Below are 2,764 nucleotides of genomic sequence, written 5' to 3'. Positions count from 1 at the left end.
TTCGGCGCTCGTGGCACCGGGCTGGGAGACCTCCACGGCATAGCGGCGGAAGTCGGGGAGACGGAGATCCCGTAGGAGCAGACCGCCGTTGGCGTGCGGGTTTGCGCCCATGCGACGCTGGCCTTGCGGCGCCAGCGCCGCCACCTCGGCGCGCAGCCGTCCGCTGGCGTCGAAGAGCTCCTCGGGCCGGTAGCTGCGTAGCCACTTTTCGAGCAGCTTCACGTGAGCGGGATTCTCGTGCATCTCGCCCATCGGCACCTGGTGCGATCTCCAGGAGCCCTCGGTGGTCTTGCCGTCGATGGCCTTCGGACACGTCCAACCCTTGGGTGTCCGCAGGATGATCATCGGCCAGCGCGGTCGAGAAGGCCGGTTGCCGTTCCGCGCCGCCCGGCGCAGGTGCGCGATCTCTTCGGCGATGCTGTCGAGCGTGGCCGCCATTTTCTGGTGCATGGCGCCTGGCTCGTCTCCCTCGACGAAGTGCGGCGTGTAGCCGTAGCCGCGGAACAGTTGCTCGAGTTCATCGTGGTCGATGCGCGCCAGCACGCAGGGGTTGGCGATCTTGTAACCATTGAGATGCAGGATGGGGAGGACGACGCCGTCTCGCGCCGGGTTCAAGAACTTGTTGGAGTGCCAGCTCGTGGCCATGGGGCCCGTTTCCGCTTCGCCGTCGCCGATGACGCAGGCCACCGTGAGGTTCGGGTTGTCGAAAGCGGCACCGTAGGCGTGAGAGAGGGCGTAGCCCAGCTCGCCACCTTCGTGGATGGAGCCGGGGGTTTCCGGGGCGACGTGGCTCGGAATGCCGCCAGGGAAGGAGAACTGCTTGAAGAGGCGCTGCATGCCCTCCTTGTCCTGCGACACATCCGGGTAGACCTCGCTGTAGGTGCCCTCGAGATACGTGTGGGCCACGAGACCGGGACCGCCGTGGCCGGGGCCGGTGACGTAGATCATGTCGAGATCGAACTTCCGAATGATCCGGTTCAGGTGCACATAGATGAAGTTGAGGCCAGGCGTCGTGCCCCAGTGACCGAGGAGCCGTGGCTTGATGTGTTCCTTGCGCAGCGGGACTTCGAGGAGCGGGTTGTCGTAGAGGTAGATCTGACCCACCGAGAGGTAGTTGGAGGCGCGCCAGTAGGCGTCGAGCCGCGCCAGCTCCTCGGCGGCGAGAGGTCCGGCGGGGCGTCTCGTGGCTGCGGGGGCGGCAGCTCGAAGGGTGGTTGCAGTGCGACGGTTGTTTCCTGTGGCCGGTGTGCTTACGCCGGAGCGGCGAGCCTCGAGGACTCCCGTCGCCGCACGCGGCCGAGCCGGCTGCTTCGTTCTCGACGCGACGGAGCGCGGCGCGCTCCCGCGCTTTCTCCGGGGATTCCGCTGAATCACGATCGGCTCCTTTCTCGGGTGGCGAGCCTGTTGAAGTCGTCAGCGTGCCGCGGCACGGGCGAGACGATCGAACGCTTCCTGCAGTCCAGTGTGCACGGTACGCACCTCCGACGGAGACCACTGCGAAGGGTCGGCGCGGAGGAAAGAAGTCTTGTCGACGCGATTGTCGAAACGCGCCACGGGCAGATCGAAAGTCTTGCCGCGAGTGCGGATGCGCACCGTATCGGGACGTTCCGCTTGCTCGATGAGGTACTCGATGTCATCGACACCGTAGTCCTGCCGCATGACGGTCTCTGGCACGCCGTGATGCAGGATGGAAGCATCGCCCTCACGCCCGGGCCGGGCGCGGTCCCGGTTCTTCCGTCGCGACTCCTCGGGGGTCACCCAAATGTAGAGGATGGTGGCGCGAGAGAGGATGGCGTCGGCGAGACGGCCGAGGGAATACTGGTAGCCGAGGGGCGACGGGAGCGGCAGCCGTGCCCCTTCGGGACCACCGCGGGCGAACTCGGCGACGATAGTCTTGCCCTGCAGGTCGGCGGCGCGGGCCGGAATGCCGGCACGCTTTTCCTCCCACAAGGCGCGGGCTTCGTCTTCGATGGCGCTGAGCAGGCGGGCGCGAAGTGGCGCCGGCAGCTTGCCGAGCGCCGGGTCGGCGCCGACGCGGGCGCGGGCGGCGTCGAAACGCCGGCAGAGCCAGTCGGCGTGAGACTCGGGTGGCGTCGGCGGCCCACCGTGCAGATCGTCGAAGTCTTCGTTCAAGAGCTCGATGAGCGTGCCCCAATCGCGCGGCTCCAGCATCGGGAGCTCGGGGGAGGTGAAGAAGATGCCGTCGTGGCCCTCCTCCTGCAGGACCGCCGCGATGCGCCGCATCATGTGCACGTACGGATAGTCGTCGAGCTGCGCGGTCGGACCGAGGTGGAAGTCGCGCAGCGCCTGCTCGGGGGGCACGCTGGCCAGGTATTTGCGGACCTCGGATTTGCCCGACGCGGGCAGCGCCAGCAAGAGGACGATGTCGAGGGGCCGCTGCATGTCGGAATCCTCCGGGTATCGCCCGGTACCTCACGTCTCGTCTTTCCCGCGGCGAGCGCGCTGGAAGCTGGCGTGAATCGGACGCGCCAGCGCCCCGAATGGACGCACCGCCAGGATGCGGAGCACTACCTCGCCGGCCGGCACGTCCACGCCACGCAACCCGCGCAGCGCCGCGAGCGCTGCCACGCGCGCCAGTGCCGAAACGGCGAACACCACCGCATAGGCCTGGGGTGTGGCTCCGAGCTGCGACAGCATTGTGCCACCCAGGAGCGTTCCTGTCACCTGGGCGAGGGCGTTGGCGAGATTGAAATAGGAGAGCACGCTCGTTCGTTCCTCTTCGCCGATGAGCTCGAGCTGGAGC

Annotated in this window: 3 protein-coding genes; all 3 read right to left on the bottom strand. The window is 67.5% G+C overall.

Annotated features, from left to right (window positions below):
• A partial coding sequence (locus VFE28_16610; protein ID HZM17618.1) for a phosphoketolase family protein occupies positions 1–1,149 on the bottom strand: 1,149 nt, incomplete at its 3' end.
• Between the two features lie 264 nt (positions 1,150–1,413).
• On the bottom strand, positions 1,414–2,403 hold the full coding sequence (locus VFE28_16605) for a hypothetical protein (GenBank protein HZM17617.1): 990 nt from the start codon (positions 2,401–2,403) through the stop codon (positions 1,414–1,416).
• 30 nt (positions 2,404–2,433) lie between these two features.
• Positions 2,434–2,764, bottom strand: a 331-nt coding sequence (locus tag VFE28_16600) for a hypothetical protein (GenBank protein ID HZM17616.1), incomplete at its 5' end; no start/stop codon positions are given.

This window comes from Candidatus Krumholzibacteriia bacterium (assembly GCA_035649275.1).
Classification (GTDB): domain Bacteria; phylum Krumholzibacteriota; class Krumholzibacteriia.
The sequence above is the reverse complement of the archived record's forward strand: the minus strand, read 5'-3'. Positions and strand labels throughout refer to the sequence as shown.

Excerpts from the sequence above, each read along its gene's own strand:
- VFE28_16605 (HZM17617.1), bottom strand. The coding sequence starts at position 2,403 with ATGCAGCGGCCCCTCGACATCGTCCTCTTGCTGGCGCTGCCCGCGTCG.